30 protein-coding genes are annotated in these 25544 nt (G+C 68.7%); 15 read left to right on the forward strand and 15 right to left on the reverse strand.

Going from position 1 to position 25544, the window contains the following annotated elements:
- Positions 1–51: 51 nt before the first annotated feature.
- Positions 52–1131: a hypothetical protein gene (locus G514_RS0116465; RefSeq protein WP_157544894.1), complete on the forward strand. Its 1080-nt coding sequence runs from the start codon at positions 52–54 to the stop codon at positions 1129–1131.
- A gap of 32 nt (positions 1132–1163) precedes the next feature.
- On the opposite strand, the gene G514_RS0116470 is transcribed toward G514_RS0116465, so the two are convergent.
- Positions 1164–1691, reverse strand: a complete 528-nt coding sequence (locus G514_RS0116470; RefSeq protein WP_028652649.1) for a hypothetical protein — start codon at positions 1689–1691, stop codon at positions 1164–1166.
- Between the two features lie 62 nt (positions 1692–1753).
- Between G514_RS0116470 and G514_RS0116475 the strand changes: the two genes are divergently transcribed.
- Positions 1754–1966, forward strand: a complete 213-nt coding sequence (locus G514_RS0116475; protein ID WP_028652650.1) for a hypothetical protein — start codon at positions 1754–1756, stop codon at positions 1964–1966.
- Between the two features lie 68 nt (positions 1967–2034).
- Here G514_RS0116475 and G514_RS0116480 read toward each other — a convergent pair whose 3' ends face one another.
- Positions 2035–2343 carry a hypothetical protein gene (locus G514_RS0116480; protein ID WP_157544896.1) on the reverse strand — a complete coding sequence of 103 codons (309 nt, stop codon included), beginning with the start codon at positions 2341–2343 and terminating at the stop codon, positions 2035–2037.
- Positions 2344–2601: 258 nt separating this feature from the next.
- Here G514_RS0116480 and G514_RS0116485 point away from each other — a divergent pair, with 258 nt between their 5' ends.
- The 5 genes from G514_RS0116485 to G514_RS0116505 all read left to right on the forward strand — a co-directional run bounded on the left by G514_RS0116485 (position 2602) and on the right by G514_RS0116505 (position 6997).
- The gene (locus G514_RS0116485) at positions 2602–2799 is read left to right on the forward strand and encodes a hypothetical protein (protein ID WP_036565057.1); all 198 of its coding nucleotides are present in this window, start codon (positions 2602–2604) and stop codon (positions 2797–2799) included.
- A 274-nt stretch (positions 2800–3073) separates the two neighbouring features.
- Positions 3074–4129, forward strand: coding sequence for a hypothetical protein (locus tag G514_RS0116490; RefSeq protein WP_157544898.1), 1056 nt, complete (start codon positions 3074–3076; stop codon positions 4127–4129).
- Positions 4126–5940 (forward strand): hypothetical protein, encoded by a 1815-nt coding sequence (locus G514_RS0116495; protein WP_028652654.1) that lies wholly within the window; start codon positions 4126–4128, stop codon positions 5938–5940. The genes G514_RS0116490 and G514_RS0116495 overlap by 4 nt, the downstream gene beginning before the upstream one ends.
- A 68-nt stretch (positions 5941–6008) precedes the next feature.
- Complete coding sequence (locus G514_RS0116500) at positions 6009–6620, forward strand: hypothetical protein (RefSeq protein WP_028652655.1); 612 nt, start codon at positions 6009–6011, stop codon at positions 6618–6620.
- Positions 6617–6997 carry a hypothetical protein gene (locus tag G514_RS0116505; RefSeq protein WP_028652656.1) on the forward strand — a complete coding sequence of 127 codons (381 nt, stop codon included), beginning with the start codon at positions 6617–6619 and terminating at the stop codon, positions 6995–6997. The genes G514_RS0116500 and G514_RS0116505 overlap by 4 nt, the downstream gene beginning before the upstream one ends.
- A gap of 124 nt (positions 6998–7121) precedes the next feature.
- On the opposite strand, the gene G514_RS0116510 is transcribed toward G514_RS0116505, so the two are convergent.
- A complete protein-coding gene (locus tag G514_RS0116510) occupies positions 7122–7658 on the reverse strand; it encodes a nuclear transport factor 2 family protein (protein ID WP_028652657.1) in 537 nt (178 codons plus the stop codon).
- A 256-nt stretch (positions 7659–7914) separates the two neighbouring features.
- Here G514_RS0116510 and G514_RS0116515 point away from each other — a divergent pair, with 256 nt between their 5' ends.
- The 3 genes from G514_RS0116515 to G514_RS0116525 are packed head-to-tail and all read left to right on the forward strand — an operon-like array spanning position 7915 to position 10125.
- Positions 7915–8643 (forward strand): fumarylacetoacetate hydrolase family protein, encoded by a 729-nt coding sequence (locus G514_RS0116515; RefSeq protein ID WP_245582267.1) that lies wholly within the window; start codon positions 7915–7917, stop codon positions 8641–8643.
- On the forward strand, positions 8640–9173 hold the full coding sequence (locus G514_RS27270; RefSeq protein ID WP_051247559.1) for a MarR family winged helix-turn-helix transcriptional regulator: 534 nt from the start codon (positions 8640–8642) through the stop codon (positions 9171–9173). Before G514_RS0116515 ends, G514_RS27270 begins: the two co-directional genes overlap by 4 nt.
- A 4-nt stretch (positions 9174–9177) precedes the next feature.
- Entirely contained in the window at positions 9178–10125 is a 948-nt protein-coding gene (locus G514_RS0116525) for a cupin domain-containing protein (RefSeq protein ID WP_028652659.1), read from the forward strand.
- A 5-nt stretch (positions 10126–10130) separates the two neighbouring features.
- Here G514_RS0116525 and G514_RS27275 read toward each other — a convergent pair whose 3' ends face one another.
- The 7 genes from G514_RS27275 to G514_RS27280 form a co-directional block, all read right to left on the reverse strand.
- Positions 10131–11837, reverse strand: a complete 1707-nt coding sequence (locus G514_RS27275) for an AMP-binding protein (RefSeq protein WP_036565059.1) — start codon at positions 11835–11837, stop codon at positions 10131–10133.
- Positions 11834–12616: an SDR family NAD(P)-dependent oxidoreductase gene (locus tag G514_RS0116535; protein WP_036565060.1), complete on the reverse strand. Its 783-nt coding sequence runs from the start codon at positions 12614–12616 to the stop codon at positions 11834–11836. Before G514_RS0116535 ends, G514_RS27275 begins: the two co-directional genes overlap by 4 nt.
- Positions 12613–13119, reverse strand: a complete 507-nt coding sequence (locus G514_RS0116540; protein WP_028652661.1) for an aromatic-ring-hydroxylating dioxygenase subunit beta — start codon at positions 13117–13119, stop codon at positions 12613–12615. Before G514_RS0116540 ends, G514_RS0116535 begins: the two co-directional genes overlap by 4 nt.
- Positions 13116–14399 carry an aromatic ring-hydroxylating oxygenase subunit alpha gene (locus G514_RS0116545; RefSeq protein ID WP_028652662.1) on the reverse strand — a complete coding sequence of 428 codons (1284 nt, stop codon included), beginning with the start codon at positions 14397–14399 and terminating at the stop codon, positions 13116–13118. The genes G514_RS0116540 and G514_RS0116545 overlap by 4 nt, the downstream gene beginning before the upstream one ends.
- The gene (locus tag G514_RS0116550; RefSeq protein ID WP_211222164.1) at positions 14396–15154 is read right to left on the reverse strand and encodes an alpha/beta fold hydrolase; all 759 of its coding nucleotides are present in this window, start codon (positions 15152–15154) and stop codon (positions 14396–14398) included. The genes G514_RS0116545 and G514_RS0116550 overlap by 4 nt, the downstream gene beginning before the upstream one ends.
- A gap of 86 nt (positions 15155–15240) precedes the next feature.
- Positions 15241–16314, reverse strand: a complete 1074-nt coding sequence (locus G514_RS0116555) for a DODA-type extradiol aromatic ring-opening family dioxygenase (RefSeq protein ID WP_028652664.1) — start codon at positions 16312–16314, stop codon at positions 15241–15243.
- A 13-nt stretch (positions 16315–16327) separates the two neighbouring features.
- Complete coding sequence (locus G514_RS27280; protein WP_169576466.1) at positions 16328–17377, reverse strand: amidohydrolase family protein; 1050 nt, start codon at positions 17375–17377, stop codon at positions 16328–16330.
- 143 nt (positions 17378–17520) lie between these two features.
- On the opposite strand from G514_RS27280, the gene G514_RS0116565 reads away from it, so the two are divergent.
- From G514_RS0116565 to G514_RS27285, 3 genes are all read left to right on the forward strand, one after another.
- Positions 17521–18237, forward strand: a complete 717-nt coding sequence (locus G514_RS0116565; RefSeq protein ID WP_028652665.1) for a FadR/GntR family transcriptional regulator — start codon at positions 17521–17523, stop codon at positions 18235–18237.
- 127 nt (positions 18238–18364) lie between these two features.
- Entirely contained in the window at positions 18365–19234 is an 870-nt protein-coding gene (locus G514_RS0116570) for an alpha/beta hydrolase (RefSeq protein ID WP_028652666.1), read from the forward strand.
- Positions 19235–19425: 191 nt separating this feature from the next.
- Positions 19426–20214 (forward strand): esterase/lipase family protein, encoded by a 789-nt coding sequence (locus tag G514_RS27285; protein WP_157544900.1) that lies wholly within the window; start codon positions 19426–19428, stop codon positions 20212–20214.
- Here the strand turns inward: G514_RS27285 and G514_RS0116580 are convergent.
- The 4 genes from G514_RS0116580 to G514_RS0116595 are packed head-to-tail and all read right to left on the reverse strand — an operon-like array spanning position 20202 to position 23121.
- Entirely contained in the window at positions 20202–20441 is a 240-nt protein-coding gene (locus G514_RS0116580; protein ID WP_028652667.1) for a hypothetical protein, read from the reverse strand. The two genes, G514_RS27285 and G514_RS0116580, sit on opposite strands and share 13 nt — an antisense overlap.
- Positions 20438–21214: an enoyl-CoA hydratase/isomerase family protein gene (locus tag G514_RS0116585; RefSeq protein ID WP_028652668.1), complete on the reverse strand. Its 777-nt coding sequence runs from the start codon at positions 21212–21214 to the stop codon at positions 20438–20440. The genes G514_RS0116580 and G514_RS0116585 overlap by 4 nt, the downstream gene beginning before the upstream one ends.
- Before the next feature lie 3 nt (positions 21215–21217).
- On the reverse strand, positions 21218–22192 hold the full coding sequence (locus G514_RS0116590; RefSeq protein ID WP_028652669.1) for a zinc-binding dehydrogenase: 975 nt from the start codon (positions 22190–22192) through the stop codon (positions 21218–21220).
- On the reverse strand, positions 22189–23121 hold the full coding sequence (locus G514_RS0116595; RefSeq protein WP_036565061.1) for an LLM class flavin-dependent oxidoreductase: 933 nt from the start codon (positions 23119–23121) through the stop codon (positions 22189–22191). The genes G514_RS0116590 and G514_RS0116595 overlap by 4 nt, the downstream gene beginning before the upstream one ends.
- A gap of 125 nt (positions 23122–23246) precedes the next feature.
- On the opposite strand from G514_RS0116595, the gene G514_RS0116600 reads away from it, so the two are divergent.
- Both G514_RS0116600 and G514_RS0116605 read left to right on the forward strand, forming a co-directional pair.
- Entirely contained in the window at positions 23247–24260 is a 1014-nt protein-coding gene (locus G514_RS0116600) for an LLM class flavin-dependent oxidoreductase (RefSeq protein WP_028652671.1), read from the forward strand.
- Positions 24257–25012, forward strand: a complete 756-nt coding sequence (locus G514_RS0116605) for an SDR family oxidoreductase (RefSeq protein WP_028652672.1) — start codon at positions 24257–24259, stop codon at positions 25010–25012. The genes G514_RS0116600 and G514_RS0116605 overlap by 4 nt, the downstream gene beginning before the upstream one ends.
- A gap of 14 nt (positions 25013–25026) precedes the next feature.
- Here G514_RS0116605 and G514_RS0116610 read toward each other — a convergent pair whose 3' ends face one another.
- A complete protein-coding gene (locus G514_RS0116610) occupies positions 25027–25488 on the reverse strand; it encodes a MaoC family dehydratase (protein ID WP_028652673.1) in 462 nt (153 codons plus the stop codon).
- Between the last annotated feature and the right edge of the window lie 56 nt (positions 25489–25544).

Genomic DNA, 25544 nt, shown 5'->3' on the forward strand with positions numbered 1-25544 from the left:
TTGAAAGTCAGGCGTGACAAGCGTGGTGACGCCGGAAGGGCGAACCGAGTCATGACCACTCAACCACTCTCAGAAGCCAGGGTGCGGGCCGGCACATTGTCGGCCTACCTCACCTCTGCGGACCACGAGCGCGCTCTTGCGATGCGTGCGCGGATCGGGGCGGTAACCCTGTCCGGGGAGTCCGGCCTGCGGGCGCTGCAGACGCTGGCGCGCACCATGAGTCTTGAGGACTTCGACCTGGACCCAGCCCAGTACGCGGTCAACCCGAAGAAGCATGCCCAGGCGGCACTCATCGACATCGACTGGGAGGCCGCGCAGCGCGGGCTCGGTCTACCTGTCGTTCGCTCCGCCGGGATCGCCGTCCGCAAGGACGACCACGAGCAACTGCGGGCAGCGATGCGGACGCCCATCAGTCCCGGCTCCCGCAGGCTCGTGTCACTCCACTCGTCCTGGCTTCGAGGACCGGCACTGCCGGTAGCGATCGCAGCAGTGCGCAACAGCGACGACCCGCTCTCCTTCGTCTTCGCCGACCTGTTCGACCCGTTCGGCGGTGCCGGCGCGGTCGACGGTCTGCAGTACCTTCTGGCCGCGGCGTCGGCACCTGAGCGCCCCGTCGAGTTGCTGCGCACCGATACGCAGGCCATCCCGTTCGCGCTCGCCGGCGGCGCTCGGGGAGCTATCGGCCTCACCAGTCAGGGGCGGCACCACCCTCTGCCGTTCTCGAGCAAGCTGAAGAAGGAACACGACGACCGACAGCGCTCGGCATGGCTGTGGCTCCCGGAACTTCTTGGTTGGCAGCGCGGCACCACCCTCGGCGCCATCGAGCCGTTCCCCGAGATCGGGCTCGCGGACTGCCCGTGCCCTCCCTGCGACGGCGAGCCTCTGAGCGTCTACGCACGTGAGTGGCCCGGCCAGGTTCCGCAGAAGGTCCGTGAGCGTCTTCAGGATCACGACGCTGATCGGTGGATGACGACGTTCAACCGCCTGCGCGCAACCTCAGACCCACTGCAGTCGTGGGCCGCAGCCTGCGCTCGCGCCGTCCGCGTGGAAGCGGAGCTCGTCAGCGAGTACAAGATCTCGGCCCTCAGGGTGCCCACGTCGATCGCGCAGTGGGCCGTCGAGACCAGCTGAGGCCTGTCTGCCCGCACGCCGACGCCGTAGACCTACTGCCTGTCCGCGACTGCTAGGAGCGCGGCGAGCGCCTTCGCCTTCAAGTCAGCTTCGCCCTTGAACGACGGCTGCCCGCCGTCCTCTTGACGCTCGCGCCCGACGTCGATGGCACCGTTCGCCCCGGCGACGGACCCGCGAGGCTCCCGCGTCCGCGGCTGCACGCGTGGCCCGGGAAGTCCGAGGACCTCCACCATGTCGGCAGCCACCGCGACCACACCTTGATCCAGCAGTGCGGCGTCCACCATGACCTCGAGCGGCGCTTCCCCCGAGATCACGATCGCCCGCGGCGCGTAGCCAGCGAACAGCGAGGCCGAGGCAACAAGAGCGGCTGACGCCTCTCCCGCCACCAGGCATCCGACGAGCTCGACCTCGTCCGCACCAACTCGGCTCCCATGGGAACGGCCCATCGAGATGACGGGCCACACATCCGTCCCCATCTGGCGCACTGGGCCGACGCAGATGCCCGACCAACCGAGGGCCTCGCTCACCGACTGGAGTTCGCGCTGAGTCGGCTGAAACATGGCAACATTGTTTCACCATGTCAATCGACCGATCGTCGCCACGCCGAGGAGCCGCACCTCCCATGCGGCGCTCTGACCTGAGCCCCACCGGCTACCGGATCGACCCGCAGCGAAGGCTCGACCTTCAATCGGCCCAACTAGCACTGGGCAAGGACTCGCTCCAGGCAGTCATCGATCACGCCGTGACACAGCTCCTGACCGGACTGGAGACCAACACCGAGTACAAGGAGATCTCGCGTGCCGCGCGTCGCGCGCAACGCAAGCGATCCGAGTGAGCAGGTGCCGCGCCGAGGCACTTCGGACGCGCCTCGCTTCGGCCACCGGTGCACGGGGCACGAGGGGGCTAGCTCCAGACCCACCCGTTCCCAGCAAGGTCGGGATGCTGGGCCACCAGCGCCTCGAGAACGCTGTAGTGAGGCAGCCCATCAAGCACAGACTCATCGCCGTCCTCCAGGCGCGTGAGCTCATCGTCTCTCAGGGCCACCAGCCTGAGCGCGCTGACGGCATGCCACGTGCCGTCGCCGTCATGCACCACCAGGGTCCAGCCGATGCCGTCCTCATCTGCCTCCCGGTCCCGCCCAGCCTCGACCACTGACTCCGCGGGGATCCCAGCAGTTGCGGACCATGGCTCGTCACTCTTCGCGTCATCCATGGCTCGGACCGTCCGCATCGCCAGCGAAGCGTCAAACAGCCCCCAGTTGCCCAGCTACCGGGCAGCGTCAGGGCACCGGTGATTCCCGTCCGGCTTGGGCCCGACCGAACCGCTCCCAGCGTGATCGCTGTGACCGACAACCTGACTGGAAGACCAGTCCACAACCCTTCCACGCCGACATCCGCGGACACTTCCGCGGCTGCGACCCCCTTGGAGGAATACGCCCGGCTCATCCTCCAGGGGAGCCGTCGTCACCGCGTGGGTGCCTCGACACTCGTGGTGTTCGAGAACGACACCAAGCAGATCCACCACGTCGACAACCTCACCGTCATCGCGGCCGAGATCACCGACATTCCCGACCTCAACCCCGAGCTGCTCGCGCTCATCGCGAACTCAGGGGCCGGACTCTCCATGCGCACCCTGCTTGACCGATCGTTCGCCTACAAGAGCCGGTAACCCCCACTTCACACGACCCAAGCCGCTCGCCGAGTCACTTCGACTCGGCGAGCGGTTCCCCCTACGCCCACCGCGCAGATGGTGGGACACACCGGTCTACGCCAGCAGTTGCCACCTGAACTCTTGCCTTGACCCCGACACCGGCAAGGAGCTTGCCCTCTTGGCCGGGTTGCATCGGGCGATGTGAATGCCAGCAGCGACGCATCGAGCACTCTGCGGGCTGCCGAGTCTCTCTCGGCACCCGGTTTCCGCCGGGGAGAACCTAGGAGCCACGGTGACGACTCGACCGCGCAAGGTCAGCGCCGCAGCTGCCCGCCGACTGCTCGTCGCGCGAGGCGAAGCAACGGTCAGCGCACAGCAGCTGCCAGATGAGCTGGCCAGGATGATCGACGATTTCAGCCCGGGACCTCCCATCTCCCGAATCTGGCCCCAGGTCAGGTCTGTGGTCGCCGAGATTCTGGCCGGATCGGTCGTCCGCGGGAACGACAGCTTCCGCAAACACCTGACCCACCTCGGCTACTTCTACGCCTGGGCCAGCGAGCACGACCTCCCACTCACCGCTGCGACCCTCACGCGGACGAACATCGAGGAGTACGCCCGGACAGGGATGCCGGACAGCACGCCCAAGTCCCGGTCCGACCGACGCAGCCGCCTGCGCCGGCTCGCCGACCGAGTCCACCCCGAGCAGTCCACCGGCCCGCACGTGGAGATCGAACGTCCCAGGATCCGGCCGCCCTACACCGAAACGCAGGTGCAGGCGCTGGTCCGCACCGCGTGGAACCAGCCCTCATCGGAACGAACCCGCAAGGCCGCGCTGTGCGTCGGGCTCGGGCTCGGCGCCGGACTCGACTCCAGCGACTTCCGCGGGCTGCGCCGTCAGCACATCCACATTGAGCGCGCCGACCGAGGTGATGGGTCGCTGCGAGCACAGGTGACAGTCCCCGGGACGGCGACCGGATCGCGCACGAGGATCGTGCCGATCCGTACCGAGTACGTCGACCTCGTCGCACGAGGCGTCGAGGGACTCGGCGGGGACCAGCTGCTCCTCGGGCGAGTCGAAGACCGCCGCAACCTCGCGGCAAACGCTCTGGCTGACGTGGTCGTACTCGGTGACTGCCCGCGGATCGAGCAGTCGCGGCTGCGTGCGACGTGGCTGGCGGCACTGCTGATGCAGCCGGTTCGGCTCGACGTGGTCATGGCGGCCGCCGGCCTCCGCACTGCGCGGACGCTGCCGGACCTGCTGCCGCACCTGCCGGCCATGGATGAGGCGGCCGCCGCCACTGTTCTGCGCGGCCGCCGGACCGACATCGCCCAGGAGGGGGCGGCGTGAAGGCCGCGTTCCGCTACCAGCTGGTCAGTCACATCGTCGACACCAGCGGAGCCGCCGACGTCCTTCAGAGCGCCACCCGGGCAAGCAACCGCGGCCCCAAGGGCAACGGTGACATGCGGACCTTCCTCATCCTGCTGCTCCTCGCCGCCGCAGACGGCGAGCTCACCATCGAGCGGATGCACCAGATCGGCACGCGCGAGCTGCCCCGCAACATCCAGCTCGAGCTCGGCACCGTCCGATCCAGCAGCACCCGCTACCGCCGCAACGCCGCGGCGCCGCGCGGGCTGCCGGCGAAGTTCGGTCTCCGAGCGGTCCCGCCGCTGCCGGACACGGAACACGAGCAGGTCGATATGCCCATCGACGAGCTGTACCACCTCACCAGGAAGATCAGCGCCAAGCTCGCGTGGACCGGCCCCAAGGCCGACGGGCTCACCAAGGAGGAGAAGGCCCAGCGGCAGGACATCGTGCGGGAGGTCAGCGACCGGCTGCTGCGCGCCACCCTCCCCGAGCGGCCCGGCAGCTCCTACGCCCTCGACGAGAGCGGTATCTGGGCCTGGGCGCGCGGTCGAAAGTCACGTCGCAACCCGACCGAGCCGGCAGCTGACGAAGCCCGTGACGACGACGAGCCCGGAGGCGTCGCCCTCGCCGATGAGCCAGCTCCCGTCGCTGCCCCTGGCAGGCCGCTCTCGACCTGCCCCGACGCGACCTGGGGCACCAAGACCGGCAAGGACGGCACCCAAGACGCCTACTTCGGCTACGGCCTCCACGCCCTGGTCCGCATCCCCGACCTGCGCCACGGCCCCTCGTTCACCGACGAAGACGACCCTGTCCTGATCGCAGCCCTCGAACTCACTCCCGCGGCCACCGACGTCGTCGACGTGAGCCTCGGACTCCTCGACCGCGTCCGCGCCCACCACCCGGTCAAGGACCTGGCCGCCGACCGGCACTACTCCTACAAGGAATGGAACCGGTGGGCCCACCAGCTCTGGACCCGCGGCATCCGACCCGTCCTCGACCTCCGCGAGAACGAGCACGGCTTCCGCGACTACGACGGCGCCAAGGTCGCCGCCTCCTGGCCCCACTGCCCCGGCACCCCCAACCGCCTCGGCACCATCCACAGGCCGGGCATCGGCGCCCCCAAGGCCGACCGCGAGAAGTTCGACGACCTGATCGCTGAACGGCAGACCTATGCCATGCGCCGCGTCAAGAGCCACATCCCCGACGGCGCGTCCCGGTGGGAGTGCCCCGCCCGCGCCGGCAAGATCGGCTGCCCCCACGTCGAGGGCACCGTCGAGGTCGCCCACCAGCTCGACCTCCCCGTCGTCGCCCGGCCACCGGCCGAGGACGCGAAGCCCACCTGCTGCACCCAACGCACCTTCATGATCCGAGTCCAGCCACCGACCGAGGACGACACCCGCGCCGAGCGCGACCGGAAGACCAAGCTCGCCCAAGCGATGAAGCACGCCCAGGACGAGTACTGGGGCGACCAACGCTGGGTCACGAGCTTCAACCGGCGCACCCACGTCGAAGGAGCATTCGGCAACCTCAAGAACCCCAACACCGAGAACGTCCACCGCGGCCTGTTCCGTTTCATGGGCCTCCCGCTGGTCACCCTCGCGATTACCGCTGCGGCGACCGCGACCAACCTCCGACAGCTCCGCAACTGGCACGACCGCACGGGAAACGGCGACCCCTGCAACCCCCTCCTCGCCCCCGAGCCCGAGTTCCACGGCTTCGTGCTCCTGACCAACCCGAACGTCATCGACGCGAGCACGGAGCCCGACGACCTCGAGCTGCCAGAGGCCGCATGACCGGCGTGCAGAGGGGGCCAGTGATCGCGATCAATGCCGTGTCGCACCCAGCCCGCACCCTCTAGCCCATGGAGACCAGCTGGGAGTTCACCTACAACGACGAGCCGCTCTACGTCTACGCCTACGCCTCCGGGGACCCCACCCGGATCGGGTTCCGACACGACGACGACAAGGACAACAAGCGCACCTACCTGATCAGCCGGGGCATTGACGACTCCGAAGCCAAGCTTCTGTGGTCCGTGCCGCTCGACGACCACGGCGGCTACACCTTCGAGCGCGACGACTACGACCCCTCCCACCACACGCGGCCGTCATGGGCGCCGGACCCTCGCGCCCGCGTCGTCCTCGACCACGTCAACGCCCTCACCAACGAGGAGATCCTCCAGATCGCCCAGCAACTTGCTGCAGGCGAGGCCGAGGACGCGATGGAGTTCTGCGCCAACCGCTGGGCAGCCCTCGAGCGCAAGGAGCGAGAGCGAGACGAGGCCGAACGACGCCTCCGCACAGCCCACCTCATGGTCGACGCGCTCACGCAGCCGGACCCCTTCACCCGCAGCACCGCAGCGCAGCTCGCCCCCAGCTTTGCCGGCACCATCGACGAGTTCCGCCACATCGTCGCCCATCTCACCGGCAACGACATCCCGCCCGCGCAGCAAGGCGAGATCGGCACAGCACTGTGAGCACGCCGGCGGACGCCCAGTCCGACGAGCCCGAGTGGTTCCTCGAACCCTTCACCCACATCCGCTATGTCGGCAACTACGAGGACTACGCCGATCTGGACTACGGATACCGTGCGTTCCTGATCTTCGTTCACGACGGGCGAGCTGCCACGGCACGCCTACCCCTCATCCTCGGCGGCCCAGGCGGAAAGACCTGGGAGCGCCTCAACGCCGAGATTCGGCACGTTCTCGATCTGCTCGCCGAGATGGATCACCAGACCCGGCTCGCGTTCCACCGCAGCATCAACGAGACCATGGACTTCTACTTCACTCTTGAGAGGCTGGGCCTCGACAGCGAGTCACGGGTCAAGTCGAGCGAGTGCAACGATCAGCGGTGAGCGCATCCGGCGCGAACGCGGAATCGACCACACATTGCACGGCGAGACAGCCGCCGACACCTGCGAAATCCAGCTCGACGGCGACACAGGTGACGCGCGATTCAGTCTCTCGGCTTCTCTCGCATCAAGATGCAAGCGGACCCCGGCCGAACATCGACAACTGGGCATACGAGGCATCCGAACCGTCGCTGCGACTCATCGGAAACTCGAAGCTGCCGCCGAGCAGGCCCAGGTCGAGCGGGGCATCGACGATCCAGTCCCGGACCACGGCCCGGTGGGCGATCTTCCACACCCCGTTCCGGCACTCGTAGCGGTTGAAGGTGCGGCACGCGGCGAACCGCTGGTCACCGCCGCCTTTCGGGCGGTGGTAGGAGATCCGGTGCGTCTCGCCCTCGGCCCGGTCCCCGTCGACCTGGTACCACTCGTTGAGCACGTAGTGGGCGACGATCTCGAACTGAGGGAGGAACGTGTCGAACGCCCAGTCCAGGAACTCCGAGACGGGGCCGCTGTGCATCGAGCCGTGCTCTTCGACGGCGTCCTCGAAGTAGATGGACGCGATGAGGTCGCGGTCCCGTCGGTCGACGCCTCGGCAGTAGGCCATCTCCAGCTCGTGCAGACGCTGCTTCACCAGCAGGTCTCGCACCTCGTCGTCGATGGTCATGGAACAACCCCCCAGCAGCTCAAGAATGTTACGTGTACGTTGCACTTGCAGCACACGGGTGTCAAGATTCATCTAGGGGCGACTGGAGCAGACGGGAGGCAAATCTATGCGACTGTGTCGATTCAATGTCGACCGCCTCGGACTCGTCACCCCTGAAGGTCGCGTCCAAGACATCACGTACACGTTGAATGTTCTCCCCACTCAGTGCTGGCCGCCGCCCGTGGGCGACCCGGTGGTGACCAACCTGGACAGGGTGATGACGGCCTTGGACGACCGGGCCGGGACCGCGACCGTCGACGCCACCAGCGTTGCGTTGCACAGCCTCGTGACCTCGCCGACCAAGGTCATGGCGGCGCCGGCGAACTACCGTCGGCACGTCGAGGAAGACACCCTCGATCCCGGGGTCGATCAGGGCGTCCACCGGGCGCGGCTCTCCGGGGTGACCCATCCCGTGGAGGAACTGGGGCTCTTCCTCAAGGCCTCGTCCTCGCTGGCCGGTCCCGCCGACGGGATCCGCGTCCGCGGAGGCTCCGTGCGCACCGACTACGAGGTGGAGCTCGCGGTAGTGATCGGACGTACGGTGCGCGACGTAGCAGCGGCGGACGCCATGGACCACATCGCCGGCTACTGCATCGGGCTCGACATGAGCGTCCGCGGGAAGCAGGACCGCAGCTTCCGCAAGTCCGGCGACACCTTCACGGTCCTCGGCCCCTGGCTCACGACGGCCGACGAGATCGACGACCCGGGCGCACTCACGTTGTGGCTGAGCCTCAACGGCGAGGAGCGCCAGCGCTCGTCCACCTCGGCGATGACCGTCGGCATCCCTCGCCTGGTCGAGCTGGCGTCGCAGATGTACACGCTTCACCCCGGCGACGTCCTGCTGACCGGGACTCCTGAGGGTGTGGGACCGGTGGCTCCCGGGGACGTGATCGTGGCCGGAGCCGATGGGCTGGGCTCGATGACCGTGGAAGTGTCCGCCGCATGACCACGACCACGGCCTCATTCCTCGACGCGACGAACGATCTCCTCTCCGGCGGGGGTCTGACGACGGACAGTGACGTCCTCGGGCGGTTCGAGCTGCAGCGCATGCCCGGATACCTCATCCGCAGGCTGGACAGCCGCGCTGCCGCCCTCTTCGAGACCCACACCGGCCAGGCTCGTCTTACGCCCCGGCAGTTTGGGCTCCTCAAGGTCGTCCACGACGAGGGCACGGTGTTGCAGAGCGACCTGGCCCTCCTGCTCCACCTCGACCGGAGCACCCTGGGCGAAATGCTCCAACGCATGGTCGACCGGGGGCTGGTGCTGCGAAGCCCCACCGCCGCCGACCGCCGCACCAGCGAAGTGCGGCTGACGAGCGCCGGGGAGGAAGCCCTGCTGCAGAACGTCGTCGGTGCGCTCGACGCGCAGCGCGCCCTCCTCAGCCCACTACCCGACTACTTGCGTCCGGTCTTCATGGCCTGTCTGGCGATGCTCGCGGACGCCGACGCAGCCCCGCCCGAGGAGAAAGAGGAATGACACGATGACCCTGTGGAGCGAGACCGTCTCGTCCCTCGACGACTTGTACGTCGTGACCGACCGGCTCGACGTCACGCCCGGGTGGGTCAACCGGTCCACCCCGATCTTCTGGGATTCGCCCCGGACGGCGTTCGTGCCGGCGCGCTGGCACTACGACGAGGTTCGCCGATCCCTCGACGACGCTGGGCGGCTGATCGACGTGGAGCTGGCCGAGCGACGCAACCTGGTCCTGCGCAACCCCCACACCGGCAACGACTTCGCGACCACCCGAGGCTTCGCCTGCGCTTACCAGATGATCCTCCCGCAGGAGGTCGCTCCGACCCATCGGCACTCACCGCACGCCGTGCGGCTGATGATCGACGCGGTCGGAACCTACTCGGTCGTCGACGGCGAGCGGATCCCCATGGAGTCGGGGGACGTGGTGCTGACCCCCGGTGGGAGCTGGCACGGGCACGGGCACGACGGTCACGAGCCCGCATACTGGTTCGACGCCCTCGACATTCCTTTGGTGCACCTGCTCGAGCCGATGCGCTACGAGGAGCACCCCGACCGGTTCGCCCCGATCGTCTCCCGTGCCGACACCTCTCCGTACCGGTTCCGCTCGGAGGACATCCAGGCCCGGCTGGACGCGGCACCGTCGGCTCCGGACGGCACCCACGGGCCCAAGATCTGGCTCGACGCACCGGAGATGCCCTCGATGGGGCTCACCGTGGAGCGGCTCGCCTCCGGCACGACCACCACTCCTCACCGCTCCAACGCCAACCGCGTGTTCGTGGTGATGGACGGCTCCGGCACGACGACGGCGGGCGACACCGAGCTGACGTGGTCGCGCGGCGACACAGTGGTCGTGCCCACCTGGTCGACGTACCACCACGCAGCGACCTCCGACGCCACCCTGTTCGGGGTCTCCGACGAGCCGGTGATGCGGGCGCTCAACTACTACCGCGAGTAGACCGCTCAGCTCCGCTTCTCGCGGAACTCCTGCTCGCTCGGATGGTCGACCAGCTCCACCTCGCGCTGCCGCAGGTCGACGCGGCGGATCTTGCCGGAAATGGTCTTGGGCAGCTCGAAGAACTCCAGCCGTCGGATCCGCTGGTACGGCGCGAGGTGCTCGCGGGCGTGGGCGAGGATCGACCTCGCCGTCTCCTCGTTCGGCTCGTGCCCAGGCGCCAGGGCGATGTAGGCCTTGGGCACGGCTAGCCGCACCTCGTCGGGCGCCGGGACGACCGCGGCCTCGGCCACGGCGGGGTGCTCGATCAGCACGCTCTCGAGCTCGAAGGGGCTGATCTTGTAGTCCGAGGCCTTGAAGACGTCGTCGGTGCGACCGATGTAGGTGATGTAGCCGTCCTCGTCGCGCGAGGCCACGTCACCGGTGCGGTAGTAGCCGTCGGCCATGGCGGCGTCGTTGAGCGCCTCGTCCGCGTACCCGGTCATCACGGGCACCGGGTCACCGGTCAGGTCCAGGCACAGCTCTCCCTCGCCGACGCCGGCGACGACCTCCCCCGACACCGGGTCGAGCAGCACCGAGGGGACGCCGGGCAGAGGCCGGCCCATGGATCCGAGGCGCACCGGACTGCCGGGTGCGTTGCCGATCTGCGCCGTCGTCTCGGTCTGGCCGAAGCCGTCGCGGATCGACATGCCCCACTTGGCCTCGACCTGTGAGATGACTTCGGGGTTGAGCGGCTCTCCCGCGCTCACGAGCTCTCGGAGGGTCCCTGGTCCAGAGGAGAGGTCAGCGTTGATCAGCATCCGCCACACGGTCGGCGGCGCGCAGAACGAGGTGACCTCGTGTTCCTGCAGCACCCCGAGCAGGGCCTTCGCGTCGAAGCGCGCGTAGTTGTAGATGAAGACAGTCGCCTCGGCGTTCCAGGGCGCGAAGATGCACGACCAAGCGTGCTTGGCCCAGCCGGGCGAGGAGATGTTGAGGTGCACGTCCCCGGGCCGGAGCCCGATCCAGTACATGGTGCTGAGGTGGCCGACGGGATACGACCGCTGAGTGTGGGTGACCAACTTGGGTCGGCTGGTGGTGCCGCTCGTGAAGTAGAGGAGCAGACGATCTTGAGGCGCGGTTGCCGGATGGCTCAGAGCGGGGTCCACCGTGAACGCGTCGTCGAGGTGAAGCCAGCCGCCCACCTGGTCGACGGCAATGCGCCGGTAGTCCCCGGCCAGGTCGTCGAACTTGGCTGCGTCGATGCCGTTGCACACCACTGCCCTGGCACGTGTGCGATCCAGGCGGTCGCGAAGATCCGAAGGGCCGACCGCCGTAGTTGTCGGCACGACGACTGCGCCGACCTTCATGACCGCAAGGACGACCTCCCAGAGCTCGCGCTGGTTGTTGAGCATCACGATCACCGGGTCGTCTTGACCGACGCCCTGAGCCGCCAGCCACGTTCCGATCTGGTCAGACCGGAACGCCATCTCGGCGAACGTGACGGTCGTCGAGCTGTGGTCCTCCTCGACGATGACGAGAGCCGGTCGATCGTTTCCACGTGCAATCTCGTCGAACCAGTCGAGGGCCCAGTTCCACCGCGATCCGAGCTCGGGCCAGCCGAACTCGGCACAGGCGCGAACCTGCTCTCCGCGCAGTGCCAGCAGCTGGTCTCGCGCGCTGCGGAAGGCAGCCGTGGCCGCGTTCGTCGGCTCGGAGGACGGCGGAAAGTTCATGACATGCTGCTTCCACCGTTGACCGACAGGGTCTGGCCGGTGACGAATCTTGAGTCCTCTCGAACGAGGTAGGCGACGGCTGCCGCCACCTCCTCCACCTCCCCGGCCCTACCGATCGGGATGAGTTCGACGGCGTCCTCGATGACCACCTCGAGGCGGGCGGGAGTCAGGCCCTCGCGTCGGCGGGTGTCGAGCTCGTCGGTCCTGGTGTACGACGGGGCGACGGTGTTGACCGTGATCCCGTACGCCGCGAATTCTCGGGCGAGTCCGACGGCGAGCCCGTGCACACCGCCCTTGGCCGCGTTGTAGATGGCGTGGTCCGTCAGCCCGTTGCGGACGGACTCGGCGCCGATGTTGACGATGCGACCACCACCTGCGGCGACCATGCGAGGGAGCGCGGCGAGCGTTGTCCAGATCGTCGTCATCAAGTTGTTGTCGATGGTCGCTCGAACGGTGGCCACGGTGTGCTCGAAGGTGGGCGCGATCACTCCCCCTCCAGCGTTGTTGACCAGGATGTCGAGCCCGCCGAGCTCCGTGTCGGCGTGGACCAGCATGGACTCGGCAACTCCCTCCACGGCGAGGTCTCCGACGAAGCCCACGACGGCTCCAGGCCCATTCACCGCGCGTATCCGCTCGCAGGCATCCTTCACGACGGCGTCGTCGAGGCCGGCGACGAGCACGCTGGCTCCGTCCGCCCGCAACCGCTCCGAGATAGCCGCCCCGATCCCAGTCGCACCCCCGGTGACGACCGCGCGCCGGCCCTCCAGCGGCAGCCTCACAGGATGACCGCTACGTCGCTCGCGGGTCGCAGGACCGTCATGTCGAGGGTCACGCGCTTGTGCTTGATGCGGAGCTCGCCTGACTGCAGCACCAGCCGGTAGTCGAATCGGCCGGTGTACGTCGTCTCGCGGCCGGCCCGGCAGCGGTTGACGAGGAAGGAAGCGCGCACCCGCAGCTCGCCGTCCTCGACGCCGAGGAGCCTGACGTTGGTGACGAGGTGCCGCAGGTTCGAGTGGGGGTACTCGCGGTGCGCCTTGCGGCTGTTGAGGCGCTCCACACGTGACGCCATCCGCATGCGGTTGTCATGGATGAGCATGAGCGAGGTCTGCCCAGTGCCGCCCGGGTCGTCCGTGCACGGGATCTCGTAGTGCGCGTCGTCGGTGTAGAGAGTGAGCCAGGTGTCCAGCTCCCAGTCGTCGAGAAGCTCGGCCTCGAGGTAGAGAAGGTCTTCCACCGCCGGACGCGTGACCTCGGCAAGGGCCGAGTCTTCGATCACTGTCATCGCCCACCATCCATCTGCTCCGCCCAGCGCCGCCAGAAGGCCCGCATCTGCTCCTCGTCGGTCGCCTCGGGCTCACGGTTCATCCCCCGGGAGATGTCGTTCCACTCGATCCCACCGCTGGCGAACCCCTGCTGACACGACTCGAGTGCCTCGATGTCGTCGGGCGTCGCGAACCCACCAGGCCCTAGGAAGGTCAGGAAGCTGTCGAGCCTCCGCTGACGAACCTCGGGAAGCTCGTCGCCCGGAGCTGCCTCCCACGCAGTGACCGTCATCGAGGTGGGTGAGGTCGGCATGAAGGTGCGCACCGTGACGGCCATGATGTCGTTGATGATGAGGTTGGGGTAGATGAGCATGTTGCGGTTGACGTCGCACATGCGTCCGGCCCGCTCGGGTCCGTGCTTGTCGACGAGCCTCTGCCGCAGCGCGTCGATCTCGGGCTTGGCCTCCTCGCCGAAGATCGGCTCCCAGCGGGCGATGGGCCGGCCCCACGGCGCGAGATACTCGAGCACCGCGTGCCCGTTGCCGAGGTCCTTCGTGTGGCCCTTGACGCCGATGCTCAGGTCCGTGCCGAGCGAGACGAGGTACTTGAAGTAGGTGTCGTGCGTCGAGGCCGCGTGGTACCCGTCGATGCTGTTCTCGACCAGGAGCTTCCAGTTCGCCTGCATGCCGTACTCGTTGGTGCCGGGGACGATCTGCACGTCACCGTCCATGGCGTCCACGACCAGGTCTAGGTACTCCCGAGCGCCCGCGAGGTAGGTCGTGAGGTCGACGATGTCAGGATCGAAGCTGCAGAAGACGAATCCGCGGTAGCTCTCAACCTTCGCCACGCGGCCGAGGCCGAGAGCGTCCATGTCCAGCTGGTCGTCGTAGGCGTCCTTGCCCGGTACGCCGACCAGCTTGCCCTCGCTGTCGAAGGTCCACGCGTGGTAGAAGCACTGGAAGACCTTGCTGTTGCCCTTGTCCCGGCGGCAGACCACGGCACCCCGGTGGGTGCACGTGTTGTGGAAGACGTTCACCCGTCCGGACTTGGCCCCCCGCACCATGAAGATCGGTCGACCGGCCACCGGTCGCCGCACGTAGTCTCCAGGCTCGGGGATCTCGGACTCGTGACCGACGTAGAGCCACGAATGCGCGAAGATCTTCTCGATCTCCTCGCGGAAGACGTCCTCTGACGTCATCGCGTCTCGGTGCACTCGGAAGCGCATCCCGTCGATGTCCTCGTCGACGCAGCGCGAGCCGGTGCTGAGCGTGGAGCTCGGCCTCTCCTCGAGCAGAGTCATGACTGGTCTCCTTCGATGTCCAGGCCGAGGAAGTCGGCGACGACGCGGTTGAACTCGCTTGCTCGCTCGATCTGGGTCCAGTGCCCACACCTCGAGAAGAGGTGCATGTCTCCGTTGGGAAGCAGCTCGGACAGCCGCCAACCAACCTCCTTGGGGACCACGCGGTCCTCGCGTCCCTGGACGACCAGAGCGGGAACCGTCACTGCCCGCACCTGCTCCTCGGTGATACCGAGCTGGTTCCCGGCGTGGGCAGGGTCGAAGAACATCGAGCGGTAGGCCTCGTGAGCTCCGGGCAGGGCGCTGGCTTCATAGCGGATCTTGACCAGCTCGTCGGTGATGATGCCGGGGTCGACTGCGAAGTAGTCGACGAGCAGGGAGCGCATCGCCTCAGGCGATGGTTCGTAAGCGCGTAGAGCCTTCAGCCCGTCGGTCACGGTCATGGTCGGTCCGGGGCTGCCCATGAGCACCATGCGGTGCAGGCGGTCCTGCTGGTCCTCGGCCATCTGCAGGGCGACCCGACCGCCGAGGCTGTTGCCGACGACTGAGACCCGGTCGACGTCGAGGGCGTCCAGAAAGGCCCATACGTGGTCAGTCCAGGTGCGCAACGAGTACCGGACGTCTGCCGGCCGGTCGGTCAAGCCGTAGCCGACCAGGTCGAGCGCCAGGGCTCGTGCGCCGCGGCTGAGCACCGGGACCGTGTGTTGCCAGTTCGCCCACGCCGACACACCAGGACCCGATCCGTGGATGAACAGCACGACGTCCCCGCTCCCGACGTCGTGATAGTGGGTGTTGTGGCCACCGATCGACAGGTACTGACCCGCCTCGATGCCTGCTGCGATCGTCATGCGGAGACCTCCTGGTAGATCGCGAAGCACTTGTTGGAGTTGAAGACGTCGGTGGTGACGAAGGTCGACCACGTCAGCTCGAGACCGAGCTCCTGAACCGCTCCAAGGAGGCAGAACCAGTTCAGCATCTCGTGTTGGCCGGCGTCGACGACCTCCTTGCTGGTCACGCTGACCCACGCGTCGAAGTCGCCCTTGACGAGGGCGTCGTAGAGAACCTGGTCGGCCTCGGTGTCGGGTCGCAGGTGCCAACCCTTGTCATGGAGGAACGCGTGCGACCAGCTCGAGGACGCGATGAGGGCGACGCGTTTTCCGCTCTCGCGGTAGGCGCGGGCCACGCCGGCGCCCAGCTCGAAACAGCGTTTCGGCGTAGGCCCCGAGGGATCGAGTGACTCGTCCTCGATCTCAGCGAATCGGGCCAGGCCACCTCGGCGGGCTATCGCATGCTGGCCGTAGCAGTTCACCGTGATCGGCACGATCGGGTACGTCATCTCGGCGCCGGCAGCGGGATAGTCGAGGAAGAGCTGCGTGTTCAGGATGGCGTGGGGAAAGTGGGCTCCCTCCCGCTTCTGGTACGAGTACGCCATGTCGAACCCGTCGGCGATGAGCGCGTCGGCCAGCTGCCGGGACTCTGCCGCGTCCCCATGGAGGGTGATCGTCATGTCCTCGGGAAGGCTCCAAGCGTTGGGTGAACCGCGCTCGTTCATGAGGGCGAACGGATGTACCTCGATGTCGCCGTATGCCAGCACGCAGAACGGCGGCACGACTTCTTCGCGGAAGTTCTCGTACTGGTCGTCGCCCCACACGACCACCAGGTCCGGAGCGAAGTCATCGAGTGCCTGGCGCACCGTTGCGAGTTGGGTGACGAGGTCGGCGCGGTGCCGCGAGGCCGCCGCCGTACCTCCATCGTCCGACCAGTCCTGCCGCATCGACGCCGGCCAGTTACCCGGGTCCTTCTCCGCGTCGGGAATGTCAGGGTCGCCCAAAGTCCAACGTAGGAGACCCGCCATGTGCTCATCGGTGCCGGCGAGCAAGGGATAGTGGGTCATCCCGAGACCCAGGAAGTGGCTCATTCGCTTCTCTTTCTCAATGGGCGCTAGGGGGTTGGTCCGGCGCGACGAGCCGCATGCCGTTGGTGTGGCCGATCTGCATGGCGACACCGCCTCGGCGCGTGTTGTCCCAGTCATGCAGGACGCGGCCGGCGGGATGCTCGCGTGCGGCGAGCGGGTAGTCCGTACCGAGCACGACGTGATGGAGCCCGAACCGCTGGAGGGTCAGGTCAAGGCTGGCGACGTCGTAGGTGAGGGAGTCGCTCCAGAGTCGCCGAGCCGACGCGACCAGGCTCGGACCTGGGTCCTCGGCCGCGGTCAGGACGGTGCGTCCGTGATCGACGCGCGGCAGCACCTGCGGGAGCGCTCCACCGCCGTGCGCGAGCACGGCGACGAGATCGGGCAGCTCGTCGAGAAGGCCAGAGGTGAGCATGGCGGCTGCGGCGACCGCGGTCTCCCCTGGCATGCCGACACCGAAGTCGAGGCCTGCGGCTGACAGTCGCGGATCGAGGACTCTGTCCACCGGATGGATGAACACGATGGCGCCGAACTCGCACGCTGCTCGGAAGAATGGCCTCAGCCGTTCGTCGGACAGCTCCATTCCTCCCACCCGAGTCCCGATCTCCACGCCGATGAACCCGAGCTCGAGCACTAGCCGCTTGAGCTCCACCACTGCAAGCTCCGTGTCCTGCAACGGCACCGTCCCAAGGGCACGAAACCTGTCAGGAACCTCGGCCACCATGCGGGAGAGGTGCTCGTTCTGCAACGTAGCGAGGGCAGCAGCTTTCGGCGCCGAGGCGTCGTGGCACAACGTCCCGGGAAGCGGGGAGAGAACCTGGATCGCGACTCCGTCTGCGTCCATGTCGCGCAGCCGAGCCTCGGTGCACCAGGCGCGCTCGTCCAGAGTCCGGTAGACCCGGCCACCGACCAGGATCTCCACTCGATCGGCGGTGCGCTTGACCACGGGCAACACCGGATCCTGGTCGTCGAGCGTGGGCAGCTCCGGATCGACGACGTGCGTGTGGAAGTCGACGAGCTGGAGGTGCGGCCCTCCGCGCCACGACGGGACCGATGCTCGTTCAGCCACGCCATCCCCCTCGCCACTTGTGGTGCTCGTCACCATAGTCCATTGTGCATACACAATCAAGGTTTGGTCAGACCATGCGCAACGCCCGCCAGCCGGTACGGATCGGCATCTAGGCTGGATCAGCCCTGAGGACGAGGAGACTCATGACCGCCCCGGTCGATCAGCGACAGTCGCGAGCCCAGCAGGTCGCGGCCGCGATCGAGGACGAGATCCTTGCCGAGCGACTACCTGTCGGGGCACACCTCGCCAGACGCGTGGAGCTGATGGAGCGGTTCGGCATCAGCCCGACCACGATGAACGAGGCCATGCGGATCCTCCGCACGCGTGGGCTCATCGCGGTCCGGCCCGGCAACGGTGGGGGCATCTTCGTCTCGAGCCGACCGCCGCAGGTCCGACTGGGCGGCATCGACCTGTGGTTCGACGCCAGCCACACCAACCCCCTCGACCTCTTCGAGGCGCGGATCCACCTCGAGCAGGGGGTCAACGGGGTTGCCTTCGAGCGGGCGGACGAGAGCGATGTCCGGGCCATGCACGAGGCCGTCGACCACATGCGAGATGCGCCGACCGCGCACGCCTTCCTCGAGTCGGTCATCGCCTTCCACCGAGCGCTCGTCGTCGCGGCCCGCCTGCCCGTGCTCGATGACATGCACCAGGCCGTGACCACGCTGCTGCTCGCGAGCCTCTCCCGCGCCGAGTTCATCGCCGACCACGAGGAGAAGGTCGGTGCGAGCATCATCGTCCACCACGAGATCGCCGACGCGGTCGAGACGCGGGATGCCGCCGCGTTCGCGGAGGTGATGGGCCGACACCACGAGAGCCTGGTGCGCGCCGACGACCCGCATCGGTCGCCGACTACCTGAACCCAGTCGCGCAAGGACCCGGGCGGCCCCCACTGTCGGCTCCTCCATCGAGCGCTCGCGCACGACGTTGCAGCGTGGGACGCGACGACAGATGCTGGCGGCGCAAGCGCGAACGAAGGAGCGACCCATGGCCCACCCGACCGCGACGACGCTGGCCAGTACCGACGGCGTCCAGCTGCAGGTCCTCGTGTGGGAGCCTCCCGGCGAGCCGCGCGCGGTGGCCCGTATCGCTCACGGGATGGGGGAGCACGCGCTGCGCTACGCGCCGCTGGCGGAGCGACTCGCGGAGGCCGGCTACGTCGTCTATGCGCAGGACCACCGGGGCCACGGAGCGAGCGCGACCTCCGCCGACGAGCTCGGTGTCATCGGCGCGGACGGGTGGACCGAGCTGGTCGACGACCTCGGCAGGGTGGGCGACCTGGCGACGTCCGAGCACCCTGGGCTCAAGCACGCCCTGATCGCCCACTCCATGGGTTCGTTCGCCGCGCAGCAGTACCTGCTCGACCACAGCGCCGACGTCGACGCGGTCGTCCTGACCGGGACGGCGGTCCTCGACCTGCTCGAACCGGCTCTCGACCTGGACCAGCCGCTCGACCTGACGATGTTCAACGCAGCGTTCCAACCGCCCCGGACGGAGTTCGACTGGCTGAGCCGCGACGACACCGAGGTGGACAAGTACGTCGCCGACCCGCTGTGCGGGTTCGGGCTCGACGGTGAGGCGGGCAAGCAGATGTTCGTCGCGGCACGTCGCGTCGGCCAGCCCGGGGCGCTGGACGGCATCCGCGAGGACCTGCCCGTGCTCATCGCCGTGGGCGAGCTGGACCCGGTCAACGGACAGCTCGCGCTGGTGCATCCGCTCGTGGACCGGTTGTCGGACGCCGGTCTCGAGGACGTGACGCTGAAGGTCTACCCGGGGGCTCGGCACGAGATCCTCAACGAGACCAACCGGGCCGAGGTGCTCGACGACGTGCTCGGGTGGCTGGACGAGCGGATCTGACGATGCTGCGTCGCCTCGCGTGGTCCGTGGCCGTGCTCGCGACCGGTCTCGCCCTGGTGTCCCCGGCGGCACCAGCGACGGCACGGCCCGGTCGCGGACCCGTGCTCACGGTGCCGCGGCCCCTGCTGCGCGGGGCCGTGCGGTGCAATCCCCTGGCCAATCGGCACAATCCGAGGCGGACCCTGCTGCTGGTGCACGGCACCGCGGCGACACCGGAGGAGGCCTGGGGTTGGGGGTACGAGCGACAGCTCACCGCCGACGGGTACGGCTGGTGCGACGTACGCCTCCCGGATCGGGCGCTCGGCGACTTCGTCACGGCCTCGCAGTACGCGGTCTTCGCGGCTCGCAAGGCCTACCGTCGCAGCGGTCGCAAGGTCGCGCTGGTCGGCCACAGCCAGGGCGGGGCGATGGTCCTGTGGATCGCCAAGTTCTGGCCGGATGTCGCACGACATGCCTCAGACGTCATCGCCCTCGCGGGCCCGCTGCACGGCACGACCGTGGCCAACGCGTTGTGCGCGGCTGGCACCTGCGCGACGGTGGCCTGGCAGCTCCGGCAGGGTTCACTCACGACGGACGCGCTGTCGAACGCACCTGTGCCCCGCGGGCCGAAGATCACGTCGATCGCCACCTCGATGGACGAGCTCATCACCCCACAGCCCTACGCCGGGCAGGGCAACGGCGTCCACTCGGTCCTGGTCCAGGACGTCTGCCCCGGGCACGTCGTCGAGCACGGGCTGCTGCTCGGCGACCGCGTCGGGTATGCGTTGGTCCGCGACGCGGTCGACCGCCGAGGGGCGGCGCAGGCCAGGCGCGTGGACCGCTCCGTGTGCAACGGACAGACGCTGCCGCAGGCCGATCTCGTCGGTGCCGCCGGCTTCGCCTCGACGGTCGCCAACTTCCTCACCGGTCTCGCCGACCCGTTGACGTGGGTCGACCACGAACCCGCCCTCCCGGCGTACGCGGCTCGCTACGCGCGGTGAGGTCTGCGTTGCATGATGGCGTCGACGCACTCGGGGCAGTTCTCGGACCGCTCGGCCGGGAAGCCCACGTGGAACAGCCGGGTCCACGTGGCTGCGTTCAGCCCGCACGCCGTCTGCGTGCCACCCATCCTCTTGGCGTGCGCGACCGACGCGGGCCACAGCAGCGTCTCGCCACCGACCTGCCGGGAGCCGGTGAACCGGCACACGACGTACCACTCGACGGTCATCGCAACCTCCACTCCGGCGACCGCTTCTCGCGGAACGCGGCGACGCCCTCCTGGATGTCCTCAGTGGTGAACGCCAGCGCCAGCTGAGCCCGGAGAGTGGAGAGCGCGGCGGACAGGCTCATGTCGCGGGTGGCGTCTATGGCGTCCTTGCCCAGCCGCATCAGCAGCGGCGACTTCGCGGCCACCTTGTGGGCCCACGCGACGACGGTGTCCTCGAACTGCTCGGCCGGGACGACGACGTTGACGAAACCGAGGCGTGCGGCCTCGTCCGCGCCGACGGGCTCACCCAGCATCATCAGCTCGTTGGCCTTCATCCGGTCGAGGTTGCGGTAGATCAGCGCGGAGATCATGAAGGGGAACACCCCGACGTTGATCTCCGGACAGCCGAACCGGACGCCCTCCTTGGCGATCACCAGGTCGCAGGCGAGGGCGAGCCCGAAGGCGCCGGCGAGCACGTCACCGCCGGCAGCACAGATGACCGGCTTGCCGAGGCCGCCGATCAGCTCGTACAGCCGGGGGAACCGGTCGAGGCCGGCGTACTTCTGCACGGTCGGGACGTCGGACGCGAACGCCTTGAGGTCGCCACCGGCCGAGAAGACCCTGTCGTGGGACGAGCCGAGGACGACGACGCGCACACCGTTGTCGTTGCGCGCCTCGACGAGGCGTGCGAGCAGCTCGTCCAACAGCTCGTCTCCGAGCGCGTTGCGAGACTCGGGACTGTCGAGTGTGACGAAGGCAGCGCCTTCGTCGTCGACGCGGTAGCGCACGGGCACGGCTCAGACCTCCAGGACCAGCTTGCCGAACGCGTGGCCGCTCTCCAGCCGTTCGTGGGCGGGGACGACGTCGTCAAGGGCGAAGACCGAGTCGATGACCGGCGACGGCACCGGGTGCTCGGCGAGCAGCTGCAGCAGGCTCGCGAAGTCGGCGGAACTACCCATCGTCGTGCCGAGGATCGACTGCTGCGCGAAGAAGTACGGGCGGACCGCGACCTCGGCGGTCTCGGCGCGCGAGGCGCCCAGGACCACCAGTCGACCGCCCGGTCGGAGCGCACGCAGCGACTCGCGCCAGGTGCCGACAGAGTCGAGGACGACGTCGAATCCGCCCGCCGGGGTCAGCCGCCGCGCTGCCTCGGGCCAACCCTCCTCGTGGTACAGGACGCCGCCGCGGGCCCCCAGCTCACGAGCTCGGTCGATCTTGTCCTCGCTCGACGAGGTCACCCACACGTCCGCGCCGATGGCGGAGGCCAGCGACACCGCCATCGTCGCGACACCGCCCCCCGCGCCGAGCACGAGGAGCGACTCGCCGGCGTGCAGGCGAGCGCGGGAGAAGAGGGCGCGGTAGGTCGTGACACCCACGAGAGGGAGGGCGGCGGCCTCGGCCCAGGTCAGCCCGGCCGGCTTGGGGAACACGCACTCGTCCGGGACCGCCACGAGTTCTGCGTAGGTTCCGGACCGACGGTCGCCCAGGATCTCCCAGTCGGCGCCGGGTGCGGCCTCGTCCGGTCCCCACCACAGCGACGGAAGGACCACCACCTCGTCGCCGGTGCGGTCGACGACGCCCGCGGCGTCGGCGCCCGGCACGTGCGGGAGCGGCGAGGAGTACTGGCCCCGTCGGACCAGGACGTCGTGCCAGTTGAGTGCGGCCGCGCGCACCCGGACCAGCGTCCAGCCGGGCCTGGGCCGTGGGTCCGGGAGGTCCTCAACGGCCAGGACCTCGGGACCGCCGAACTCGCGCTGGACCGCTGCTCTCACGCGGGGACCAGGGCCTGGAGCAGGCGGCGCACCTCGCCAGAGAGCTCGATCGCCGTGTGGACGTCCTTCGCGACCGGGACCAGGGTCAGCGTGCGTGCGCCCGCCTCGACGTACGCCGACAGGAACTCGGCCACGTCCTCGGGACGACCCGCGGCGGTGATGTGCTGGAACTTCTCGGGCGGGAGGTTGTAGAGCCTCGACATGCTCGCGCCGAGGTCGGCGCGCGCCACGTCAGCCTCGTCACCGAGGCCCACCCACATGTTCAGCCCGGCGAACGTCGGTGCATCGCGGCCCGCCTCTTCGCACGCCTCCAGGATCTGCAGGTGGGTGGCGCCGTAGCGCCTCGCGGAGCACCACATCCCGAGCCAGCCGTCGCCGTGGCTGACCGTCCGGTTGACCGCGACGTCACCGCCGCCACCGATCACGATCGGCACCCGCGGCTCGAGCGGCGGGAGGATGCGCGCGTTGTCGAGCTCGAAGAACTCGCCCCGGTGGTCGACGGCCTCGCCGCTCGCGAGCCTGCGGAGCAGTCCCAGGGTCTCGTCCATCCGGCGGCCGCGGGTGCTCGGGTCGACCCCCATGTTGCTCACCTCGGTGCGGTCCTCGCCCGCGACGCCGACGCCCAGCACAAGTCGGCCGGGAGCCAGCGAGCTGAGGGTCGACAGCGAGCGGGCCGTCGCCATGGGGTGTCGCAGCCCCGCGAGGTAGACGCCGATCATCACGCTGAGGGTGTCGTGGGAGGCCAGCGCGGTGGTGGCGGCCACGAAGCCGTCGAAGCCCGTGCCGCCGTGGAAGCTGATGTGGTCGCCGACCGTCAGGTGGTCCAGCCCCACGTCACCCATGTGCGCCAGCAGCGCACGCCGCTCGCCCGCGTCCGGGTTGAAGAGCTCGTCGTTGACGGCGATGCCCAGCTCTACCTGCGACTCCATGGCTCGCATCCTGCAGGTCGGGGCGGTGCACGCCAACGCACGTCAGCCGCTCCCGGTGTTCCCCTCTCCAGTCGCGTGGCGTCGCCCGCGTTGCCCGCCAGCGTGAGCGCGCCGATGCTGGGCGGGTGACGACCAGGGGTATCACCGTCCTCGCGGGCGGCCTGGCCGACACCCGCGACATCACCGTGCGTGCAGAGGCGGCGGGATTCGACGCCGCGTGGTCCGGCGAGTTCCTCAACCGCTCAGCGGTCGTGTCCGTGGCGGCCATGGCGGCCGCGACACAGCGGATCGGCGTCGGTACGTCGATCGCCTACGCCGTCGGCCGCTCGCCGCTGGTGCTGGCCAACGACGCCCGGTTCCTCGACGAGATGAGCGAGGGCCGGTTGACCCTCGGTCTCGGCACGGGCACCCGCGGGATGATGGTCGGCTGGCACGGGGTGGCCGACCCCGACGGTCCGGCGTCCCGGATGGAGGAGCTCATCCCATTGCTGCGTCGGCTGTGGCACCTACACGAGGGGCCGGTGCAGCATGAGGGCCGCTTCTACCGGTGCGACATCACTCCGACCGCCGACATCCAACCGCCCTACCGTCCCGAGATCCCGGTCTACACCGCCGGCGTCAACGCGAGGATGATCGAGACGGCCGGACGCGTCTCGGACGGCCTGATCTGCCACCCGACCGTCACCGACAGCTATCTCGACGAGGTCGCGCGACCCGCGATCGAGAAGGGTGCGGCGAAGAGCGGCCGTTCCGCCTCCGACGTGTCCCTCAAGGGTGTCATCATCACCGCGATCTCGGACGACTCGGAGCAGGCCCGGCGCGAGGCCGCCGCTCAGCTCGCCTTCTACGTCGCCCCCCGCGCCTACGGACCGGTCATGGAGGCGTCCGGGTTCGGCGCGGAGGCGGCCGCGATCCAGAGCGCGTTCCGGGCCAAGGACCACGAGGCCATGGTCGCCGCGGTGTCCGGCCCCATGCTGGAGGAGATGGCCGCCGCCGGCACTCCTGACGACGTCCGCGACCAGGTGGCACGGCTGGAGCAGCGCTACGACCACGCTGCGCTCTACTCGCCAAGCTTCACCCTCACCCCTGAGCGGGTGAACGACAACACCACGGCCATCCTCGAGACCTTCGCGCGATGAGCGAGGAGCTTGCCGGCACGGTCGCCCTGGTGACGGGTGCGACCAGCGGCATCGGCCGCGCCGTGGCCGTCGGCCTGGCGTCGCACGGCGCCAGTGTCGGTGTCGTCGGCCGGCGCTCGGAGCTGCTCGCCGAGCTGGTCGCCGAGCTGGGTGCGGACCGGTGCCTCGCGCTTCCTGGAGACCTGCGTGACCCGATGGCGGCGTCAGGCGCCGTGACCGCCGCGGTCGAGCGGTTCGGACGTCTCGACACAGTGGTGAACAACGCCGGGCGGATGCTCAACGGCCCGACGCTCGACGCGACGCTGGAGGAGTGGGAGACGATGGTCGATCTCAACCTCAAGGCACTGATGTACGTCACCAAGGCGGCACTGCCGCACCTCGTCGAGGCGGCGTCGAGCGGGCCTCGGCGCGTGGCGGACCTGGTGAACATCTCGTCGATCGCAGGTCGGTTCGCCAACCGCAACGTCGCGATATACAACGCGACGAAGTTCGGGGTGACCGCAGCCTCGGAGTCGTGGCGCCAGGAGTTCGCGCCGCGGCACGTCCGCGTCTCGGTCGTCGAGCCCGGCGTCGTCGAGACCGAGCTCTTCGGGCACCAGCAGCAACCGGTGCAGGAGTACTACGAGCGGCTGTTCGCCGACGTCGAGCCGCTGCTGCCAGGCGACATCGCCGACACGATCTCATTCATCGTGCGGGCACCGCGACGGATGGCGGTCGCCGAGGTCGTGGTGCGACCCACGACCCAGGCGTAGGTGCTCAGGTCGGCTCAGGAAGCAGCGGGATACGTCACGTAAATGGACTCACCCACCACCGCGGGGCGTTCCTGCCCGAGGATCTCGATGCGGAACGCCAGGCGGTACTGAACACCACCATCGTCCCGGCGGGTCGATCCCGGGATCGTCGCGGCGAGCCGGAGCTCCGAACCCACCGGGACGACCGAGGTGAACCGGACCTTCTCCAGGCCGTAGTTTGTGCCTCGGCCGTGGTCGGTGATCACCATGAGCTGCTTGAGCAGGTAGGGCACCAAGGAGAGCGTCAGGTAGCCGTGTGCGATCGGCCGGCCGAAGGGTCCGTCCGCCGCGCGCTCCGGGTCCACGTGGATCCACTGGTGGTCGCTGGTCGCATCGGCGAAGGTGTCGATGCGCACCTGATCGAGCTCGAGCCAGGGTGAGGCGCCGAGGTCGAGATTCGCGGCCGCGGCCAGCTCCGCAACAGTGATGTGCAGCATCAGGTAAGCGCACAGCACGGCCTCCGCAGGGTCAATCGCGCCGCGACCCGGGTGCT

Origin of the sequence: Nocardioides halotolerans DSM 19273, from assembly GCF_000422805.1 — a bacterium.
GTDB lineage: Bacteria > Actinomycetota > Actinomycetes > Propionibacteriales > Nocardioidaceae > Nocardioides > Nocardioides halotolerans.